The organism is Rhodobium gokarnense, from assembly GCF_025961475.1.
GTDB lineage: Bacteria > Pseudomonadota > Alphaproteobacteria > Rhizobiales > Rhodobiaceae > Rhodobium > Rhodobium gokarnense.
This window is the reverse complement of sequence record NZ_JAOQNS010000014.1, coordinates 20,161-36,433: the sequence shown is the minus strand read 5'-3', so window position 1 is coordinate 36,433 and position 16,273 is coordinate 20,161. Positions and strand designations below refer to the sequence as shown.

General features: G+C 61.9%; 24 protein-coding genes and 1 tRNA gene. All 25 read right to left on the bottom strand.

The features are described from left to right. The gene (locus M2319_RS20340) at positions 1 to 372 is read right to left on the bottom strand and encodes a hypothetical protein (RefSeq protein WP_264603304.1); all 372 of its coding nucleotides are present in this window, start codon (positions 370 to 372) and stop codon (positions 1 to 3) included. A 501-nt stretch (positions 373 to 873) separates the two neighbouring features. Further along, complete coding sequence (locus tag M2319_RS20335) at positions 874 to 1,296, bottom strand: DUF4128 domain-containing protein (RefSeq protein ID WP_264603303.1); 423 nt, start codon at positions 1,294 to 1,296, stop codon at positions 874 to 876. Further along, positions 1,297 to 1,695, bottom strand: a complete 399-nt coding sequence (locus tag M2319_RS20330) for an HK97 gp10 family phage protein (RefSeq protein WP_264603302.1) — start codon at positions 1,693 to 1,695, stop codon at positions 1,297 to 1,299. A gap of 45 nt (positions 1,696 to 1,740) precedes the next feature. Beyond that, positions 1,741 to 2,145 carry a hypothetical protein gene (locus M2319_RS20325; protein ID WP_264603301.1) on the bottom strand — a complete coding sequence of 135 codons (405 nt, stop codon included), beginning with the start codon at positions 2,143 to 2,145 and terminating at the stop codon, positions 1,741 to 1,743. Positions 2,146 to 2,169: 24 nt separating this feature from the next. Next, positions 2,170 to 2,544, bottom strand: a complete 375-nt coding sequence (locus tag M2319_RS20320) for a hypothetical protein (RefSeq protein ID WP_264603300.1) — start codon at positions 2,542 to 2,544, stop codon at positions 2,170 to 2,172. Continuing rightward, a complete protein-coding gene (locus M2319_RS20315) occupies positions 2,541 to 2,831 on the bottom strand; it encodes a hypothetical protein (RefSeq protein ID WP_264603299.1) in 291 nt (96 codons plus the stop codon). Before M2319_RS20315 ends, M2319_RS20320 begins: the two co-directional genes overlap by 4 nt. A gap of 8 nt (positions 2,832 to 2,839) precedes the next feature. Beyond that, complete coding sequence (locus M2319_RS20310; RefSeq protein WP_264603298.1) at positions 2,840 to 3,058, bottom strand: hypothetical protein; 219 nt, start codon at positions 3,056 to 3,058, stop codon at positions 2,840 to 2,842. Then, positions 3,055 to 3,564, bottom strand: coding sequence for a DnaT-like ssDNA-binding protein (locus M2319_RS20305; protein WP_264603297.1), 510 nt, complete (start codon positions 3,562 to 3,564; stop codon positions 3,055 to 3,057). Before M2319_RS20305 ends, M2319_RS20310 begins: the two co-directional genes overlap by 4 nt. Beyond that, positions 3,561 to 3,974 carry a hypothetical protein gene (locus M2319_RS20300; RefSeq protein ID WP_264603296.1) on the bottom strand — a complete coding sequence of 138 codons (414 nt, stop codon included), beginning with the start codon at positions 3,972 to 3,974 and terminating at the stop codon, positions 3,561 to 3,563. The genes M2319_RS20305 and M2319_RS20300 overlap by 4 nt, the downstream gene beginning before the upstream one ends. Before the next feature lie 10 nt (positions 3,975 to 3,984). Continuing rightward, complete coding sequence (locus M2319_RS20295; protein ID WP_264603295.1) at positions 3,985 to 4,962, bottom strand: hypothetical protein; 978 nt, start codon at positions 4,960 to 4,962, stop codon at positions 3,985 to 3,987. A gap of 57 nt (positions 4,963 to 5,019) precedes the next feature. Next, the gene (locus M2319_RS20290) at positions 5,020 to 6,201 is read right to left on the bottom strand and encodes a P22 phage major capsid protein family protein (RefSeq protein ID WP_264603294.1); all 1,182 of its coding nucleotides are present in this window, start codon (positions 6,199 to 6,201) and stop codon (positions 5,020 to 5,022) included. Between the two features lie 89 nt (positions 6,202 to 6,290). Further along, positions 6,291 to 7,142 (bottom strand): hypothetical protein, encoded by an 852-nt coding sequence (locus tag M2319_RS20285; RefSeq protein ID WP_264603293.1) that lies wholly within the window; start codon positions 7,140 to 7,142, stop codon positions 6,291 to 6,293. Between the two features lie 120 nt (positions 7,143 to 7,262). Further along, positions 7,263 to 7,514 (bottom strand): hypothetical protein, encoded by a 252-nt coding sequence (locus M2319_RS20280; protein ID WP_264603292.1) that lies wholly within the window; start codon positions 7,512 to 7,514, stop codon positions 7,263 to 7,265. Beyond that, a complete protein-coding gene (locus M2319_RS20275; protein WP_264603291.1) occupies positions 7,504 to 7,719 on the bottom strand; it encodes a hypothetical protein in 216 nt (71 codons plus the stop codon). The genes M2319_RS20280 and M2319_RS20275 overlap by 11 nt, the downstream gene beginning before the upstream one ends. Beyond that, complete coding sequence (locus tag M2319_RS20270; RefSeq protein WP_264603290.1) at positions 7,716 to 8,033, bottom strand: hypothetical protein; 318 nt, start codon at positions 8,031 to 8,033, stop codon at positions 7,716 to 7,718. Before M2319_RS20270 ends, M2319_RS20275 begins: the two co-directional genes overlap by 4 nt. Positions 8,034 to 8,045: 12 nt before the next feature. Next, on the bottom strand, positions 8,046 to 9,122 hold the full coding sequence (locus tag M2319_RS20265; RefSeq protein ID WP_264603289.1) for a phage head morphogenesis protein: 1,077 nt from the start codon (positions 9,120 to 9,122) through the stop codon (positions 8,046 to 8,048). Further along, positions 9,122 to 9,280 (bottom strand): hypothetical protein, encoded by a 159-nt coding sequence (locus M2319_RS20260; RefSeq protein ID WP_264603288.1) that lies wholly within the window; start codon positions 9,278 to 9,280, stop codon positions 9,122 to 9,124. The genes M2319_RS20265 and M2319_RS20260 overlap by 1 nt, the downstream gene beginning before the upstream one ends. Continuing rightward, positions 9,273 to 9,467 carry a hypothetical protein gene (locus M2319_RS20255; RefSeq protein ID WP_264603287.1) on the bottom strand — a complete coding sequence of 65 codons (195 nt, stop codon included), beginning with the start codon at positions 9,465 to 9,467 and terminating at the stop codon, positions 9,273 to 9,275. Before M2319_RS20255 ends, M2319_RS20260 begins: the two co-directional genes overlap by 8 nt. Next, positions 9,464 to 10,909: a DUF4055 domain-containing protein gene (locus tag M2319_RS20250; protein ID WP_264603286.1), complete on the bottom strand. Its 1,446-nt coding sequence runs from the start codon at positions 10,907 to 10,909 to the stop codon at positions 9,464 to 9,466. Before M2319_RS20250 ends, M2319_RS20255 begins: the two co-directional genes overlap by 4 nt. Then, the gene (gene terL, locus M2319_RS20245; protein ID WP_264603285.1) at positions 10,909 to 12,387 is read right to left on the bottom strand and encodes a phage terminase large subunit; all 1,479 of its coding nucleotides are present in this window, start codon (positions 12,385 to 12,387) and stop codon (positions 10,909 to 10,911) included. Before terL ends, M2319_RS20250 begins: the two co-directional genes overlap by 1 nt. Beyond that, a complete protein-coding gene (locus M2319_RS20240) occupies positions 12,338 to 12,670 on the bottom strand; it encodes a hypothetical protein (RefSeq protein ID WP_264603284.1) in 333 nt (110 codons plus the stop codon). Before M2319_RS20240 ends, terL begins: the two co-directional genes overlap by 50 nt. Positions 12,671 to 12,867: 197 nt before the next feature. Continuing rightward, positions 12,868 to 13,098 (bottom strand): hypothetical protein, encoded by a 231-nt coding sequence (locus tag M2319_RS20235; protein WP_264603283.1) that lies wholly within the window; start codon positions 13,096 to 13,098, stop codon positions 12,868 to 12,870. A 1,029-nt stretch (positions 13,099 to 14,127) separates the two neighbouring features. Next, a tRNA-Met gene (locus M2319_RS20230) sits at positions 14,128 to 14,204 on the bottom strand. A 648-nt stretch (positions 14,205 to 14,852) separates the two neighbouring features. Further along, complete coding sequence (locus tag M2319_RS20225) at positions 14,853 to 15,905, bottom strand: hypothetical protein (RefSeq protein WP_264603282.1); 1,053 nt, start codon at positions 15,903 to 15,905, stop codon at positions 14,853 to 14,855. After that, complete coding sequence (locus M2319_RS20220; RefSeq protein WP_264603281.1) at positions 15,883 to 16,194, bottom strand: hypothetical protein; 312 nt, start codon at positions 16,192 to 16,194, stop codon at positions 15,883 to 15,885. Before M2319_RS20220 ends, M2319_RS20225 begins: the two co-directional genes overlap by 23 nt. Between the last annotated feature and the right edge of the window lie 79 nt (positions 16,195 to 16,273).

Genomic DNA, 16,273 nt, shown 5'->3' with positions numbered 1-16,273 from the left:
TCATGATCTATGGGATAGCACGGCGCCTAAAATCTGTTTCATCAGGAGCAAGCGGCTACCATCGTCGTAGTCTTTCGAGAAAGTTGCATAAGCAACCAAACGCGCAAACGCTTTCGGGTCAGAAACGACAGCGCACCATTCTTCCTTGGAATGGGTAGAACGATGCGAAATGAGACCATCAACGGTAAGCGAACAGCAGAAACCTTCCGGTCCTTCACCGGCAAATAGATCCTTTGCGTAATAGATGTCGCCGTAGACGACCGCTTCGACGTCCCGTGCACGGCCGATGAACTGCCGATCGCCGTCCGCGCTTTCACGGTGGACGAGATAGGGCCAGCGTTCCTTGCGGAGGGCTGCAAGTTCATCGGTCATGGTCCACCCCTAAGCAACAAATGGAGCCCTACGGCAATCCTGCCATGCAGGGGTTTTGTCAAGATTTGCGTATATGCCGCCCATACCGCCCAATCCCCACAGCTTCCGCGACCCGTCGCTTGTGGCATTGTACCGCTCGATTTCGTCGCGGCATTCCTCGTCTGAGAACGTCGAAGGCACTAGCAAAAGAAACCCGTCGTCTGCAACGAGATATCGAATGCTTGCGCGCTGCATCGTGCCGGTCACAGCGCGTTCCTCTGCGCCGCTTTCTTCTGGAACTCGTCCAACATCCTTACCGTTCGGTTGAATTCGGCAAATTGCCGGGCAGCGTCTGCGAAGGAGATGCCCACGGCTCCGAATGCCGCGCTCGCTCGACGGATGGCCTTCGCTTGGCGCACCGCCCGAACGCGCCGCTCCATTCCATGCCGTCGGATGCACTAGTCAATGCGCCGGCCGAGGTCGTCAACTGCGGTGCGGTCGATTGTGGTCATTGTCGCCTCCTCACCCCAAAAAGCTATCCCGCTGATACGGGAAACTCACCGGGACCATGTAGAACGGTGGCGACGTGTCGGGCGTCCCCACGTTCATCGTCCGAAACAGAATATTCCCGCTTCGCCAGTTCGTAAAGATCGGCTCGATCAGGTCCACAAGCGCGCGCGCCGCCGCGCTGCCTTGGCCACCTGGCGTGAACACCTGGATCATCACCACACCGGCATATCGGATGGCATTGTTGCCCGGATCGCCCATGCTTTGGTTGATGCCGTCGCCGTTCAGAATGGTCAGGCGCACGGAGCTTTCATCGGTCGGCGGTTCGAAGGTTTGAGCATCCCATCCGACTGGCGTCCGGAGCGCGGCCGGGGAGCCCGTCGTCCACTCCGTATTGAAGCGGGTTTCGATGGCGGCGCGCTCGCTGGCGAAGGTCACCTAGTCGATCCTCGCAAACATGGTTTCGATCTCCGCCACGGTCACCGCCACCATGCCGTTCGGCGCCTGGCCAGACCAGCCGTTTTCGAGCCGGTTGATGTAAGGCAGATTCGACTGCACGTACGTCACCTTCGGCTCGTGCAACCCGGTGATGATCGATGATCCACGATTGATCGTCGCAGCGCCGCCCGGATCAACGCCGGCCGGCACTTCGTCTGTCGGGCTTTCGAGCGACACCACCCAGGATCCGCGCGCCCGGCCGGAATCCACCGGCGTGCGCAGGACAACCCTGCTCAGCGTCTCCATTGCGATTTTCTGCAAGACCAGCGTCAGCTTGTCCTCGACCTCCTCGACGAACTCGCGTTCGAGATCGATTGAGAACTGTGTTGCATTGGCCATCGGCGATAGCGCCGGGATGCACAGAAGCGCCCCGGCGCGGCTCCGTTACTTCTTCGGAACGGCGTAGATGAGGATCATCTGGCGCTCATCCGAAAGCTGAACCCGCCATCCCTCGACCGAGTACATGCTCGGCGTGATCGTCTCATCATGACCCTGCAGCTCGCGCAGCAGGGTCTTGCGGATCGACCGAAGCTCGGTCGCCTTCGACAGGTCGCGTTCGGGCGGCACCTCGAGCGCGACGCCGTGCCAGGCCACGTTCGAGAAGAAGTCACCGCGGAACTTCGCCGAAGCCGGGTAGGGCCGACCGTCCTTGTCCTCCCGATCCCAGATCGGGTTCAGCTTTTCGTGGATGGCGTCGATGGCGCCCTCCGCATAGTGCTTCTCGACCTCGGCGAAGATCGCCTCACGATCTGCGGCAATGTTGGTCGTCTGCTCGGTCTGAGTGGTCATGGTCAGTCTCCTTGTTGCGAAAAATTAGCTGTTGACCACCGTCGCGGCGTAGAAGCTGCCAGCCCCCACAATATCGCCGACATGCATGACGGTGTAGGATGACGCGCCGACGGTCAGCCCGTCGTTTTCCTTCGGCGTCAGAGTGTCCAGTCCTTCAATCCAGACCAGCTTTTCGGTCGGGCCGGCGATATAGCCCGGAAGGGCGTCTTCAATCTTGGTCGACGTGTCGAACAGCCCCCGCCCGGTGTCGGTCGACGTGGTCGTCGAATACGAGCCCGTCGACGGGTCATAGGCGCCCTGCGTGGTCCTGGTCAGCGTGCAGGATTGGATGACGCCGGAGATCTTCGCCGCGACGCCGTCGAAGGCCTTGGCGGCGATGGTGGCGACGGTGGTAGTCATTGTTCAGGCGCCGCGATGTGCCCCATGCTCGTCAGCACGCGCGCCTTCATCACCTCCAACATTGCCAGCATTTGCGACGCTTTCAGATTGCTGGCGTAGTAGCCAACACCGAATTCATCGCCGTCCAACCCAGCATCAAGCGTCAGAACGAAAACTGAGGTGCATGCGCGTTCGCCAGACCTGATTTCTCGGGCGGCTTCCTCAAGACATTCGGGCGGCGAAATGAGGGTGTTGTCGCAAGCCGCCACAGAGCGCGCCATGGCCAGAGATTGGACCTTATCGGTCATACCAGATCCTAAGCCTCATTCTCGAGCAAATGCTTCTTCGCCATCTCGAGTAGCCAAAGCACTGCCCCGCCGTCGGCAATGGACGAAGCGAAGTACAGCTCTCCGTCGTCGTCGCGTCCGACGATGATTACACCGTCCGAGCAATTTCCCTTGCATGCGTCGAGCACACGGTCGGCTGGCAAATCGAGGCACGTGATGGTGCCGAGAGAGATGACGTTGTCGGTCATACCCGCGCCAACTCGACAGTGTTCTGGTTCTTCACCAGACCGACCAAAAGCCCTTCAATCTTCGTGAAGACGCTCCGGGCCGGGGCACCAGCGCTGTACTCCGTTTCCGTCTCAACCGGTCCTGCCTTGACGCGTTCCATGATCGGCGCGCCGCCGCGCTCCAGAGCCGGCTCGAGATCGGCGCCGGTCAGGATCAGCAGCGCCGCCTCGAAATTGGCGTATTTCACCTTGTTGGGGACGGTGTCGGCGTCGATCGAATAGCCGTCCACGTCGCAGATATAGCCGCGCGGCCATGAAAGCGACTGCGCTTCCGTCGTCGCCAGGCCTTCCCAGCGGCCGCGGTATTTGCCCTCGAGGTAGTCGCAGCCGCGGATCAGGGCCGCTTCCTTCGCCGCATCCGTGCCGGTCCACGTGGTGATGGCGCGCGCGGTGAAATACGCATCGGCCTCCGCAGCGGAACCGTAGGCAACGGCCGTTGCGGACTTGGCCGTGACGTCGATGGTCATGCGGCGGCACCTTCATCATCGGCAGCGCCGTTGGCCTCGCTCTGCACGGCCGCCGGGGCGATGGAAGCCTCGCTCTGGGGCGCCGACAGAGCGTCGCGATACTGCGTGATCAGCGTCTCGCGCTTGGCCTTCCAGTGCGGCACCTTGCCGGTCGCTGCCTCGATTGCGGCGCGGAGTTCATCGTTGGAGAGTTCGGAGGAGTCGCCGGCAACGCTCAGCGGGACGTCTGCAGCCTCACCAGCGCCTGAAAGCGAATTCGGCGCCTCAACGCCCGCCGGCACCGGCTGAACGGCAGCAGCGGCCGCCTCAGCGCCGTAGAGCACGTGTTTCTTCGGATCGAAGTTGGCCTTGTTGATGATCGCCCAGCCTCGGGGATGATCTGCGACGATTTTCACGGTCGGGATGCGCATGGTGTCTCCTTTAGGCGGCTCGTGAATAGCCCTGGACATGGAAATATTGCTCGACCATGCCGGTAAAGTCGTCGCTCAACCGGACGGCCAATGATTCACCGGCCGTCAGAAGAATCGGTGCGCCAGAAGCCGCGAACGTCCAGCGCACGGCGACAAAGTTGTCGCCTGTCGCCCAATCGTGCTCCGTCACGTCGTAGCAAAGACGCGACCAATGCAGATTGGACTTGATCGGGACGTTGTCCGTGAGGTCGATGAGCTCGCTGTCGCCGCTGTCGAGAACCTTGACCAGGATCCCGTTTGTCAGCGCGCTCAGATTGCCGTATTCGTCAGCGCTCAAAGTGCCGCCATCACGGAGCAGCACGAGCATGCGACTGATGACATAGATCTCGTTTGCGGGACAGGTGATGCGGAAGTCCTGCGTTGGCGAGGCATAGTTGCCAACCGCATTCTTGGTCCCGCTGCCGTCACCGACGGTGTCGAGGTAGCGGAACAGGAGGTTCTCGGCAACAACGTCCGTGCCTTCGGATGCGACAAGCAACGATCCTTGGGCAGTGGTCGCGACGTTGGTATAGGCGCCGTCCTGCGTTGCGCCAACCAGAACAGACCGGGTGACGATCGCGTCGGAGTCATTGCTGATGGTCGCCGTGAGCGGCAGATTGCCCTGCCGAAATTGCCCGAACTCGGTGTGGAGACGCAGGACCGTTTGCGCGCTCGATCCGTTGACCAGCCGCACCCGGCACACCCGGGCGCCCTTGACGCCAGTGTGGAATTCGTTGAAGCCGGCCGCGACCGTGAACGCAAGCGAACTGTCGTAGTTGTTCCCGCCGTCCGTCGAAAAGTCGACGTAGAGCGTTCCACCTGCGTCCGTGTAACAGGTGACCATGACGTCCGGAAGCAGGCTGAACTCTCCGCTGCCCGTGAACGTCGCGTTACTGCCGAGCGGAACGTTGGAGCTGTTCTGCTCGCTGATTTCGCACAAGAGGGCCATGACGTCGCTCCATTGCGCGGCCGGGGCAACCGTCCCGGCCGCATTCGTGGATGAGGATCAGCCGAGAACCAGCGCGATGGCCTCGTCGTTCCAGGCCTTGGCCTGATAGAGCGTGGTGATGTCGAACATCGCCTTCTTGTAGCCCTTGTAGACCGAGATCATGAACACCAGGCCGGAGTGGTCGTCCTGCACGACCATGCGGTCGACAGCGGCATCGCCGCCCGGCGGTTCGGCCATCGGCCGCATGGCGAGCTCCATGGCGGAGCGGTGCAACATGACGTTCGCCGTGTAGCTGTTGGCAATCGTCGCCGTGACGCCATCGGCGAGGGTTTCGCGAAGGCCAGGACCGTTCAGGACGATGTCCTTGTCGCCGCTCGAAGCCGACCCGGTGCCGATGACGTAGTTGTTGGAATCGCCGGAGAAGGTGATCACGTCACCGGCGACGTGGGTGCCGGCGCCGGTATCGAGGTGGATCGTGGTCGACCCGACCGCATAGGTCGTCGGCGACAGGCCGGCGGTGTCGGTCAGATAGGCCGGGGACGAGCCATACGCGGTGCCGCGGGTGTGCGACTGCGCCTGGGCGGATTCCTTCATCATTGCGCCCTGCAGGTCGAGCAGAACGCCCTGGCGAAGAAGCTCGTCGCCACCGGACTCGTTGGCCTTCTGAAGCTGCGCAAGGTTGCGGAGCTTGGTACCGGCTGTGGTGCTCAGGATCAGCGACAGCTCGCCGTCATCGACGGGCATGCCGTTGTCGACCAGGATCTGACGCGCCTCAGCGACCAGGTCGAAATTCGACGCGAACGGGGTCGTGCCGGCGGTGCCGACGGCGCGGGACGCGTTTTTATACGCCTCCGCTGCGACCGACGCCTCGATCTGGTTGGTGATCTTGTTGAAGGCGCGCTGGATCTGGTGACCGTAGATGGTCTCGTAGCCGGAACCGTTGTTGACATGCTTGATGTCTTCACCGGTCCACGGGATCTGCACGTTGGCGACGCTGTTGAGCACGAGCGTCTTGCTCGACACGGTCTGATCGTCGCCTTCCGGGATGGTCATGGACGGCGTGACAGAGGTGTTGAGCGTAGGCTCGGCGGTGGTGAAGGAGCGAACGGTGTCGCCCTGCGCCGCGGCTTCCGAGCCGGCGTTGATCATGACGGACGGGATGTAACCGACGACATTCCGACCGACAATTTCGGCTGCCTTGTAGATATCGGCAGCCAGGTCCGTGAGGACGTTGGCCATGGTGGCCTCCTTTTCAAATCAGGATGGTGAGGTTTGGGAGGCCATCGGCCGGAGGGTAGCGCCCATCGGGCGCGGTATTGACGTGAGGCTTACGCCTGATCGACGACTTTCATGCCGTCCTTGATCGCTTTTGCGCGTTCGGACTGACCCATCGCGTCGAACTTTGCCCGAGAGATGGTCTTGCCGCTTGCGCGCCCGCCGTTGTTGCCGCGCGGATCCGGCCCGGTCGGCTTGGCGACGTACTGCTTGCCCTCGTCGGTGCCGGCGAACTCGCTGACCCATTCCTTGAGGGCGACGTTGCCCATGTCGGTTTCGACGACGGCGGTGCGGTTGCCGTCATCGTCGCGCTCGACGCGGATCTTGCCGCGGGTCTTGAGGTACGGAAGCAGCACGCCCTTGTGCTTCGGGTCGATGTCCGCCGCGTCCATGGCGGCAGCGAGGCCGCCGTCGACTATGTAGCGGTTGATCGCGCCCTTCAGCTCTTCGCCTTCGGCCTTCAGCGGTTCGATTTCAGCCGCGTGGCGATCCGCGTACTTCTTCTCGAGCTTTTCGGTAAGCTTTTCGCGCATCTGCGCAAGCTGCTCTTCCGTCGGCTGCCCGCCCTTGCCCTTGGCCGCTTCCTGGAGCGCGTCGAACGCGTCCTGGTCAAAGTCCTCAGGCAGGAAGGAATACCGCGACCGCATCTTCTCGAGCGCAGCCTTGGTCTGGTCGTCGTCGATGGCGGTCTCGTCGACCTCCCGGCCATGGGCGGCATCCCGGAGCGCCTTGACGCTGCGTTTCGAGCGCTCGTGCGCGGTCTTGAGCGTGGCCACCTTCGGGTGGTTGTCGATGCCCTCCACGTCCAGCACGTACTTGCCGTCGTTCTGCCTGTAGAGGTCTTTGATGTTGTCGTCCGTCAGCTCTTCGAACTGCTCGGAGGACAGGATTGCCTTGACGCCCATCGGGCGATCTCCTTTCGTTGGCGGCCATCGGCCGGTCTGGTTTGGTGGCTTAGATGCACGCATCCGGCCCGCGGCGCTCCCTTGCGGCGCGGGGTTAGGCAGAAACAGCGATGCGTTGAACTACAGAAGCCTGGTCAGCTTTCCGCGGGACAGGCAATGGGCGCAGTAGATCACCTTGGAACCGCCTTGAGGCTTTCCATCGGCGACCATGCGGCCCTGCTTCATCTCGATTGTGAGCGCCGTCGCGACGCCGGTATCCTGCTCGCAGACGTAGCAGGTTAGAACCTCGGCTTCACCGCGCTTGCGGGCGCGGTGTCTCTTCGGCCTTTCGCCGCCTTTTATGACCCGGAATCGCTGGGGATCATCGGCCATGAGGCGGCGGCCACGAGCCGGTCGCCTTGGTGCCCATCATGACCATATCGAGGGAGGACGATTGCATTTCGTCAATCCGCTCAGCCAGGCTTTCGATTACGTCCAACAGGCGCTCCCGATCCATCTCCATGATCGGTTCACCCCAAAACGAGGCTCCATCGATTTTGCGAACACGCGGCAGCGAGTCATCTCCAGACTCGCTCACAGCCCGCCTCCCCATGCAGCAACGGCGTCGGCGCCGTCGTCCGGCCGCTGGGCGGACCGGTACTTTGACCGAAGATCGAAGTTCATCTTGGCGTCGTCGATCTGAATCACTTTGGCGTTCAGATCAATGAAATCACGGATCCAGTCGTTTCCAACGCTCACCCCAGGATTGCGTTCACGAAAGCGCAAGAGCCACTGCAAACCTTGGCGCTCCCAAGCGTATGGCTGTAGCCGCCCCTTCTCATACGCGGCCAACATCGATGACGTCAGCATTTCGCCAAGTATCTTGGCGGCCTTCTGCTCTTCGCTGTCCAAAGCCGGCCCTCCCTAAAGCTCCACACCAGCCCGTTGGAAGGCGTCGGATTCCTTCCTGGCCAGTTCGGCGAGGGTCAGTTCCTCGCCCTTGCGATCGACAAATCGGTCGATAGGCAGCTTTCCGTCACGATACAGCTTTGCCTTCGTCACGCCAAGGACATCTTCCTGTACCGACTTTGGCTGCTTGCGGAGCCATTCGCCATAGGTGGTTGACGCCGGCACCTGGCCGTCAAGGCTCGCGCGGGTCCCCTCAGGCGCTTCGCGAAGGTTGATGCCCATTTCCTTCCAGGATTTCAGAACGGGCGTTGTCGTCGAGCGGCAATTCCAATGAGCGGGCGGCCGCGGGCCGCTGTCGACCGGATAGACTTTGCCGTCCCTGGAAGCGCAGATCAGCGTCGTGCGGCTGTCCAGTGTCGCCACCCAACGAACCCCCTTGATGACACTTTCATTGGCTTTGTAGACCTCGTTTCGCGCCACGGTGGCCGTGTGGTTGACAGCGGTCCGAACGACCGCCTCAGCACCGCGCCTGTTTGTCTCGAGAATGCCGTCCTTGAACCGGTTGGCCCGCGTGCCCCTGACGCGGCGGACCATCTGGTCAATCGTCTCACCCTCGACAAAGCCGAGCCGAATTGCATCGCGAAGCCGGGCCTGCACCGCCGCTTCAAGCCCTGAGAAGTATTCCTTCAGCAACCGCCCCTGGAACGGCCGCGCATTGACCGCCGCATAGAGTTGCGCCGCCGACGGTTGCACGATGTCGAGCGCGATCGGAACCGCGTTTTCGATCATCCGCGCCTGAAAGCCGGCCTCGTATGCCGCGAAGTCCTTCAGTTCGGCGTTGAGCGTGCCCTTGACCTGGGCATAGGCGTCCCGGTTGATCGCCCGGATCGCTTCAAGCATTTTTTCGAGGCGCTTGCGGGAAAACTCGCCCGTGACCGCGGTCGGGTCGTATTTCTGGATCTTGGCGACAAGGTCTTCATCGGCCTTGTTCAACAAGGCGACGATTTTGCGCGCCGTCGCGGTCGAATAGCGCTGCAAAAACACATGGTGGCGGATCGATGCATCGAGCAGTTTCTCGCTGGCGGTGTCCATCACCCGCCCGCATGATCCGGATCAGAGCGCCGCTTCAGCGCCATAGCCGTGACCACGGCCATGAACGCAGCGCCGAAAAACCCGACGGCGCCGACAAGCGCCAGTGCGCCCATAAAGGCCCAGAAGGACGAGAACACGGCGTGAAGGGCATCAAGCATCAGCGTCGGCGCGCATCATATCGGCGAGAAAGCCTCCAGCGCCGCCTGGATGGCTCGTGGTCAACGGGACATCGCGAAGCGCCGCCGTCATGACAGTGGCAACTGCAACCAACTGCCGTTCTCTCGCTAGAGTACGCTGGCGTCGCAGATGCCAGGCACGCATGCGCCTAACGATCTTGCCAATCATGCTGCGTCCTCCTCAGCATTGGTCCGTGTCGGCTCAGGTGGCGCGGTCACCCCACCAAGCGCCGGCCCCTCGTCATCAATCAACTGCTGCTCCTCCTCGAGCGTCCGCCCGGGATCGATGACCCCGCCGCGCTGAAGATTCTCGAACAGCGTCACCTTGGAATAGGCGCCGGACTGCCACGCCGACACGATGGCGAGGATTTCCTGCGGGCTCAATTCGTGGTCGACGAAGTCGAGGTTCGGCTCGACATGCACTTCGTCCGGGTTGGCGCCGGCCCATAGGGCCGCGTCCTTCAGGCACCGTTCAAGCCCGGCCGCCGATTGAACCGAGACCATCTTGAGCGTGCTGGTCTGGCTACCGAGGCGCAGCCGCAGCGCTTCGCCGCTTTCCGCCGTACGCTTGTTGTCGGCAAACAGCTGAGCGCCGAACATGATCGCGCGCTCGAGCGTGTCCGTGATCGCCTTGCGCTGCGCTTCGACGCCAGGACCTGTGAACTCGAGGAAGTCCGCCTTGGCGCCGGTGTCCTCAAACACCCAAAGATTCGACGCCCCGATTGCTGTCGGAGCGTTATCCCTACTGCACCCGCTGATCCACGGCTGCGGCTCGCTGGTCCAATGCATCGCCGTCATGTAATCGGCGTCGAGGCGATAGGCCCGGAACGCCAGATTGGCGAGGCCATAGAGCGGGATATCGTCCGGCTCCGGCGTCAGGTCCATCGTATCGATGAAGGTGAAGGGCAGGAAGGGGAGGCGATCGCGACGCCGCGTTCCCGCTTGAGACCAATCGGCCTCGACTTCGAACTTCTTCTTGCCGTCGACCGCGCTGCCTTTTTCGATCCACTTGCGGGTTTCAAACCCGGCCTCCGCCGTCCGCTGGCACTCCAGATAGCGACAGACCTTTGACCACTTGTTCGTGACGACGTCGCGCTCTTCAGCGCTCTCGTCAAGGACCAGATACTCCAGCGTCCCGGTCGGCGCGTCCCAGTTAATCGCGCTCTCCGCCGTGTAGCCGGCGATGTAGAATTCGCCGGCATCGGTCACGCCAGGCATCAGGCCATAGCGACCGAGCCGCAGAAGCTCTGCCGTCACCCTCTGGTGCAGGGTCTGCAGCGTCAGGCCGTCCCGCGTCGCCTTTTCCTCGAGCGACTTCAGGCCGGACGGAAGCTCGATCGTCGACTCCTTCGAATGAATCAGCCCAAGGGCACCGCGGACCGTCGGTCCGACGATCTCCGGAAACTCCGCTCTCGCCTTGTATGCCTCATAGGCTCGATCGCGCGCCTGAAGGTCAGTCATGGCGACCATGCCGGACTTCATCGGCAGATACGCCTTGCCTTTGTCCTTGATGCAGCGCTCGCCCTCTACGGCGTCGCGCATCCTCTCCCAATCCGGGGCATAGGCGTCATAGGACGGATGATGCGAGGTGATGTCAAAGTCTTCGGTCATCAGTAAAATCCGCCCAACGACACCGACCCGCCGCCCCGCTTGTCCAAAAGTTTTCCGAATGCGCCCGACGACGCGTCAACCTGATCCTTGAACTGCCCGCCCGGAAACAGGCACAGCTCGTCAAGATAGGATTCGTTCCACTCGCCCCTGACGATGTAGACGTTCCCGGCCTCGCACTGGGCCGCGAACGGCTCAGCCCTCGTCACCTTGTCGCCGGTTTCCGGCTCGGCCTTGACCGTCCAGCCGGCGAGCATCGCAACCATGTCCTTGGCCTGCACCTTGCCGGCCTGACCAGGATCCTGCGGAAGGCTGATCAGCGGAGATTTTCCGTCCACCTCGGCCGTCGCCTTGATCAACTTGCGGACAGCGTTGCCTTCATCCTGCGTCGTCACCGCATGGCCGACGATGAAAGACCCATCCGGGGCCCTGCCGATCTTCACCCCGGCCGTGCGCGCCGCCGTCTTCTTCTTCGTCGCGGCAAGGTCCCAATGCCTAACCCATCTGGTGCCGGCCGGGGGCGCGCCGATGAACTGACCATCGAACCAGGACCGCTTGAACATGCCTCCCTCGCGCGGCACCGGGCGCTGCTGAAACTGGCCTGCGACGGCGTAGGAGCCCATCGGCACCTTGTCGCGCTCAACGACCTCACGCGAGAACCTTTCGGGGAACAGAAGCTCCCCGCTTGACTGTCGCGGATCCTGAAACCCGATCGACGTCCGACACCGGCGTTCCGGCTCGAACTCCATCGGCAGCATCAGATGCTCATATCCAAGCTTCAGCGATATCGCCTGCCCGGAAACATCGGCCTCATGCAGCCGCTGCATGATGATGATGATCGCCGACCGCGCCGGATCATTCAGCCGCGACGGCACCGACTCCCGGAAAATCCGGGCCGTCGTCTCCCGTTCGGCCGGGCTCTCTGCTGTTTCGGTCGAGTGCGGATCGTCGATGATCAGCCGATCCGCCCGGCCACCAGTCAGGGACGCAAACGCCTTGCCCTCACGATACCCACGGGCCGTGTTCTCGAAACTGATTTCCGCCTTGCGGGACAGGGTAACCCGGTCACCCCATAGCGACTGATACCACTCAGATTCCACCAGATCGCGCATACGGCGCGCGTCGCGCTTCGCATAGCCCTCCGAATAGGAGGTCGTCAGATACGATCGCGACGGCTCTTTCGTCCACTCCCATGCCGGCCAGAACGTTGACACCAGCAACGACTTCATCGTGCCGGGCGGCACATTGATCAGCAGCCGGGTGATGCCCCCCCTGGTGACCGCCTCGAGATGGTCGCATATCGCGTCGATGTGCCAGCCATGGACGTAATCGATGGCCGGGTGGAGGACATGCCACGCCTCCCGGACGAAACCCGCGAGCGTCGCGCATCTTGCCCGGATGCGCTCCGCATCCTTGGCAATGCGCTCACGCTCAGCCTCGAGTCGGCGCCTTTCCCTCTCCTGTCGGATCGCCTTCAGCATCGTCGCCGGATCCGGCAAGCGGGCCGAAGAAAGATTCGAGTGCCGAGAGCTGGTCATCCGTTGCTTTGGTCAGATCCACGAATGCGAGGGGTGCGCCGTCCTTGCCGGTGTGCTCCAGCGATTGCGGGGGGCGGCCATAGGCGCGATCCAGGATTGCCGTCGCGGCAGACACCCGCGCGCTGTGAGGCGCTTTTCGATCCTTGTGGATATCGTTCAGCGTCTTCAGGGCGCCATCGGCGAGACCGCGTGCCTTTTCCGATAGTTGGCGCTTGGCCGCGCTCACCTTGCCTGGCTTTCGTCCGGCACCCTGTCTGGTTCCACCACGCGGCATCTTTTGATTTCTTTGATTGTTTCCGACTTTTCAAAGATGGGCGCCACCGCTCCCCGGTCAGACTTGCGAGGGGCGCAGAAGACGAAACTGCCGCTAGACCGGCGCGGCTCCACGCCCCTACGGTGGACAGAGCGGCACAGGGCCGCAAGTCAGTTCAGATCAAGATTGAACGCGGGCAGTGAGCAGGTGATTTCGTACGGCGGCCCAAACGGGGACATGTCCCCAGGCACAAAGCGATAAGGTTGAGGGCAAGGCCCCGGCAGCGGTTCGTGGACTTCGCCGAACTTCTCGCAGATCCGCTTCCACTGCTCAGTATTCGGCGCACCTTCAATGCCCTCGCAGAAGCCGTCGAACCATGCTTTGAATTCGAGAAATGTCATAGAGCCTCCTGAAGAGCCGCCACCCCGACGCACGAAGGCCTAGGAAACCAAACGCGTCGTGGGGCGGTGTCATCTCCAAACTGAATTGGAGACCTTGGCGGGTATTTGTCGACGCTGGCGGGGCCTGCTGAACCCCCGCAATGCGGTCCGTGGTAAGACTTCCGACCACGCCCTACGGCAAGCAGAAATCACCGTGTCACAGCGTCGATAGGGTCGGCGCGCACCCCAATACCCTACGCCACAATGGCTACGGCCAAGCCGTTCTCCTGAGTGGGTCAAGATTTTCGGGCAATGATGACACGCGCCGATTAGTGTCGATGCTGACCGGACGCTACCCCGGCTCACTGGATCTATGCGCATGTCGTCCAGCGCGTCGTCACCCGTTCCCAGCTATTTCAACGCCGGGCTCTACGGGCCGACACGTGTCTGCTTTCCACGCCGCAGCATCGATTCCGTTGCCCTGATGGGCGAATTTGGCAGCGGCTAAACCGGTCGCTTGGGCGACCAGCCTTGTCTTAGTCACGGCCCTGCTGCAACCGTGAAGCATCGCAGTATCATATCAGCAAACGCGCTTCTGCGACAGCATCGTTTGCCACTACTTTTGCGGAGGCGCCAGGTTTCACGACTCGATGGCGCCTCCGCTGGCGCACCAGCTACGCGGGATTGCATGAACACAGGGTCTCTAACCCTCTGGATCCAGGCTCGCTGCCTTCCATAACAGTAGTGCGCGTCGAACCTTAGACCACCTGTCGCGACCAAGCCGAGGAGGCGTCTATTACTCGTGTCCTCGCCGGTGCTCATGTTCTACAACGCAAGGCCGCCGGCTATCGCCCATATCCTTGCTTTGCGTTGGCTGGGAAACCAGCCCTTGGCAGAAATACTTCCGGGGCTCTTTCTACTTCAGCAGACAGGATCGGCGCCCCGGAGCGTCTGCCTGACCACTATGTGCCCTCTGTAGCTCGCTGAGCCCATACGAGGGAATAAGGCGGCTTGCTAGCTTGGCGCAAACCCACGGGCGTTGCCCTGACTTGGTAGCGGGGGAGGGATTTGAACCCTCGACCTCCAGGTTATGAGCCTGACGAGCTACCGGACTGCTCCACCCCACGACACGCCGGATATCACCAGATCATTCGGGGCCCCGGCATCATCTCGCTTTTCGACGATTCGGCAAAAACGTGACTCACAAAACGAATTTTGTCAAATTCGTTCGGCATCGTTCTCCCGACAACAGAATTTCGTAGTGCGGATATCGGCAGAAAATAGCCATTTTCGCTATGGCCGCCATCGGACTGTATACAAAATCATTCGTTGCGTATTGACGCCGGACAGAGCAATACGATATGAATGACGCCGCCAGCAAATGTAACCAAAAAAATGGAGGCCACAAATGAAAAGAAAGCCGACATGGAAAGAGGGTCGCCGACACATCCGCAGGACGCGGATTGCCCTCAAACGGATCGGTCTCGCCCCGGAATGCGATTTCCCGTTGATCGCAGTCTGACTCCTCCCCAACTTGGCCGGCGCCGCGATGGCGCCGGCCGCTTCGTTTCATGATCCAGCGAGACAATAGCCAATGCCCGGGAAAACGCCTGTCTGCCCAAATTGCGGTCGTGAGAACATCGTCGTGGACGCTTGGGCCGTCTGGAACGGCGAAGCGTGGGAACTGCTTCGCATTTTCGACGCTGCATTCTGCCAGGGCTGCCTTGAAACGTTCGCCGACGGCCCCGAATGGAAAGCTATCGACCAAGCGCCGATCACCCCTTGCCGCCCGTCCTGTGAATAAACGGCCTCAGTCGCCGATAGAGTTCTTGCGAATAGGGCTCCGGCCATCGCCAGGACAATTCCCCCAGGCTGACTTCGCCGTGGACGAAGGACACAAAGTCAAGACCGCGGCGAATATCGTCGAATATCCGACGCTTTTCCGACCTCCTGCGAACGTCCTGCCATATCCAGAGATCACGGTGGACCACCGCCTCGAGGATAGCGAGCAACCCCTCCGGTAGCCCTTCCCGGAGACGGGCAACCTCCTTCTGGCAATCCAGCACATAGTCCGCGATGCTGCTTGGCCTGCCGGCGCCGCCCGGCGCCTTCATCAGATCCAGCGATCGCGCCGGCGAGATCTCCGCACCCTCAAACACATCCCGCAACCGGCGTGCCGCAACAAGGCGTCGATGCTCGGCGCCGTCCATCCACACGACCTGCTCCCGTGTCATGTCCTTTTTCGGGCGATCCTGCAGAACGTGCTTGAATTCCAGGTATTCCAGCGGCGCGGCGGAATGATCGCGAAGCTGCAGGATCGGCGACCCTTTCTCGCTGGCGTCCTCAAGGATTCGGCGCCGGCCGCCCCGCCCCGGCTCGGCCTTGGCCACCGGCCCGTCCCGGCGGCGGCCCGCGGCAATGTGATCCGTTTCGACCGGCAATGAGCCCAAACCCTTCGGCTGGACGTCGCGCGGCAGTCGAACGGTTTCCCGGTCGCCATAGTCGACCTGGTACGATCGTCGCTCCCCGCCGGAAAAATCAATGCGACGAACCGTTTTGACCTGCCCCGCTTCAAGGAACTCGGCGACGAACATGGTGTCGGGCAACCGGCCGCCGTCACGGCGCCCGGCCTTCAACTCATCCAGGATCTTTTGGCGATCCGCGACCGACAACTCCGAGCGGGGCGGATAGGGCAGCCGGTGGACGACGCCGCGCACCTTGCCGGGCGTCGCGCCGCAACGCGCCGCGATCGCCGCCACCGGCCAACCGCACATCCAGAGCACGGCGATGATGAAGCGCTCTTCGTCAGGCAGCTTCTGGACCGTCATCTCCACACTCACCTTCTTCTCGTGATTTTTCGTCTTTTCGGACGGCTTGCAGGAACGGCCGCCCTTCGATTGCGGCCATGGCGCGGTTGGCGCGGATCGACGCCGCGCTGCCGTCGTCCGCATAGCCATATTCGTCATCGAGCAAACCTTCAGGCACCGGGGACGGCGTCATCTTGTAAGTCCGGTCCGCCTTTGCTCCCTCGTCAACCCAGAAGACCTCGACTCCCTCATCGGCAAAGACCGTCAGCCAGCGGTCCCCGTCCTGCCAGATTACCACCCGCTTGGCCATCATCGTCTCCCTTCAATGCTTGTGACATGCCTTGTGACATCTGTGACATATGTGACAACTTCGCTTGTAAGCCGCTGAA

Excerpts from the sequence above, each read along its gene's own strand:
- M2319_RS20340 (WP_264603304.1), bottom strand. The coding sequence starts at position 372 with ATGACCGATGAACTTGCAGCCCTCCGCAAGGAACGCTGGCCCTATCTC.
- M2319_RS20330 (WP_264603302.1), bottom strand. The coding sequence starts at position 1,695 with ATGGCCAATGCAACACAGTTCTCAATCGATCTCGAACGCGAGTTCGTC.
- M2319_RS20325 (WP_264603301.1), bottom strand. The coding sequence starts at position 2,145 with ATGACCACTCAGACCGAGCAGACGACCAACATTGCCGCAGATCGTGAG.
- M2319_RS20320 (WP_264603300.1), bottom strand. The coding sequence starts at position 2,544 with ATGACTACCACCGTCGCCACCATCGCCGCCAAGGCCTTCGACGGCGTC.
- M2319_RS20315 (WP_264603299.1), bottom strand. The coding sequence starts at position 2,831 with ATGACCGATAAGGTCCAATCTCTGGCCATGGCGCGCTCTGTGGCGGCT.
- M2319_RS20310 (WP_264603298.1), bottom strand. The coding sequence starts at position 3,058 with ATGACCGACAACGTCATCTCTCTCGGCACCATCACGTGCCTCGATTTG.
- M2319_RS20305 (WP_264603297.1), bottom strand. The coding sequence starts at position 3,564 with ATGACCATCGACGTCACGGCCAAGTCCGCAACGGCCGTTGCCTACGGT.
- M2319_RS20300 (WP_264603296.1), bottom strand. The coding sequence starts at position 3,974 with ATGCGCATCCCGACCGTGAAAATCGTCGCAGATCATCCCCGAGGCTGG.
- M2319_RS20295 (WP_264603295.1), bottom strand. The coding sequence starts at position 4,962 with ATGGCCCTCTTGTGCGAAATCAGCGAGCAGAACAGCTCCAACGTTCCG.
- M2319_RS20290 (WP_264603294.1), bottom strand. The coding sequence starts at position 6,201 with ATGGCCAACGTCCTCACGGACCTGGCTGCCGATATCTACAAGGCAGCC.
- M2319_RS20285 (WP_264603293.1), bottom strand. The coding sequence starts at position 7,142 with ATGGGCGTCAAGGCAATCCTGTCCTCCGAGCAGTTCGAAGAGCTGACG.
- M2319_RS20280 (WP_264603292.1), bottom strand. The coding sequence starts at position 7,514 with ATGGCCGATGATCCCCAGCGATTCCGGGTCATAAAAGGCGGCGAAAGG.
- M2319_RS20265 (WP_264603289.1), bottom strand. The coding sequence starts at position 9,122 with ATGGACACCGCCAGCGAGAAACTGCTCGATGCATCGATCCGCCACCAT.
- M2319_RS20260 (WP_264603288.1), bottom strand. The coding sequence starts at position 9,280 with ATGCTTGATGCCCTTCACGCCGTGTTCTCGTCCTTCTGGGCCTTTATG.
- M2319_RS20255 (WP_264603287.1), bottom strand. The coding sequence starts at position 9,467 with ATGATTGGCAAGATCGTTAGGCGCATGCGTGCCTGGCATCTGCGACGC.
- M2319_RS20250 (WP_264603286.1), bottom strand. The coding sequence starts at position 10,909 with ATGACCGAAGACTTTGACATCACCTCGCATCATCCGTCCTATGACGCC.
- terL (WP_264603285.1), bottom strand. The coding sequence starts at position 12,387 with ATGCTGAAGGCGATCCGACAGGAGAGGGAAAGGCGCCGACTCGAGGCT.
- M2319_RS20235 (WP_264603283.1), bottom strand. The coding sequence starts at position 13,098 with ATGACATTTCTCGAATTCAAAGCATGGTTCGACGGCTTCTGCGAGGGC.
- M2319_RS20225 (WP_264603282.1), bottom strand. The coding sequence starts at position 15,905 with ATGACGGTCCAGAAGCTGCCTGACGAAGAGCGCTTCATCATCGCCGTG.
- M2319_RS20220 (WP_264603281.1), bottom strand. The coding sequence starts at position 16,194 with ATGGCCAAGCGGGTGGTAATCTGGCAGGACGGGGACCGCTGGCTGACG.